The sequence below is a fragment of the Pseudoalteromonas sp. MSK9-3 genome (assembly GCF_003590335.1).
GTDB lineage: Bacteria > Pseudomonadota > Gammaproteobacteria > Enterobacterales > Alteromonadaceae > Pseudoalteromonas.
Map to the genome: position 1 here is coordinate 1 of NZ_MIET01000058.1, position 1,071 is coordinate 1,071.

Genomic DNA, 1,071 nt, shown 5'->3' on the forward strand with positions numbered 1-1,071 from the left:
GAAGGTCAGGGTCCAATACACTCATACTTGCCATTGTTATTTTTACACACTTTTGTGCTCCTAAGGGCAGTGAAAACCATGGACCCTGAAATGAATTCAGGGAGACTGAGTTTTGTATTTAGCGGAGCTTTTATTACGCCCACCTTGTTGTCTTCCTGACGAAGGTCAGGATCCAATACACTCATACTTATCGTTGTTACTTTTACAGATTTCTGGCTCCTAAAAGGCAGTGAAAACCATGGACCCTGAAGCCAGTTCAGGGAGAGGAGTCTCACACTTTTGTCTTCCTGACGAAGGTCAGGATCCATTGCATGCATACTTATACCAATCTACTTAAGTTTGTGATCTAATATATGTACACGGATTAAAGCATGCTCACTTATATGGATTTAGATACATCTAGAAAGCTTTTAGCACTATCTCGAAGAAAATCAAATGCCAGAAAGCGTATTCGATTACTCGCAGTATCCTTATTTTTAGAAGGTGAAAAACGAACCAATATTGCCAAACGTTTGAATACTGCGAGAAGCAGTGTTAATGAGTGGGTATCAAACTACTTAAATAAAGGCTTAGAAGGACTTGATAGTAAGCAGATACAAGGACGCCCTGCTAAATTAACGCCAAGCCAACTCGAACTCCTTTCAGCTCATATAATTCAGTCAGCCAAGTCTTCGGATGGAGGGCGGCTTACAGGCGAAGACATTGGGAACTATATATTTATCCAATTTTCAGTTCGTTACCATTCAGACCATATATACAAACTCCTCAAGAAGCTTGGGTTTAGCTGGATAACGAGCCGTTCAAGACACCCCAAACAATCACGAGAATGCCAGGAAACTTTTAAAAAACTTCCTATTGGAAACGATCCTTCACACCCCAGGGCACCTACCTCTTGAGCGAATTGATGTTTGGTTTCAAGATGAAGCTCGTTTCGGTCAACAAAACCAAACAACACGTTTGTGGGCTGCGACAGGCTCAAGACCTCGTGCAGTAAAGCAGCAACAATTTGAGTATGGGTATCTATTTGGTGCTGTCTGCCCTGAAAATGGCAAGACAGAAGCATTAATAACA

1 protein-coding gene and 1 pseudogene are annotated in these 1,071 nt (G+C 41.6%); both read left to right on the plus strand.

The features are described 5' to 3' along the window. Window positions 1-371 precede the first annotated feature (371 nt). The gene (locus BGP78_RS20630; RefSeq protein WP_119863166.1) at window positions 372-896 is read left to right on the plus strand and encodes a winged helix-turn-helix domain-containing protein; all 525 of its coding nucleotides are present in this window, start codon (window positions 372-374) and stop codon (window positions 894-896) included. Beyond that, window positions 856-1,071: pseudogene (locus BGP78_RS22775) on the plus strand (IS630 family transposase); the annotation flags it as partial. The gene BGP78_RS20630 and the pseudogene BGP78_RS22775, both read left to right, overlap by 41 nt.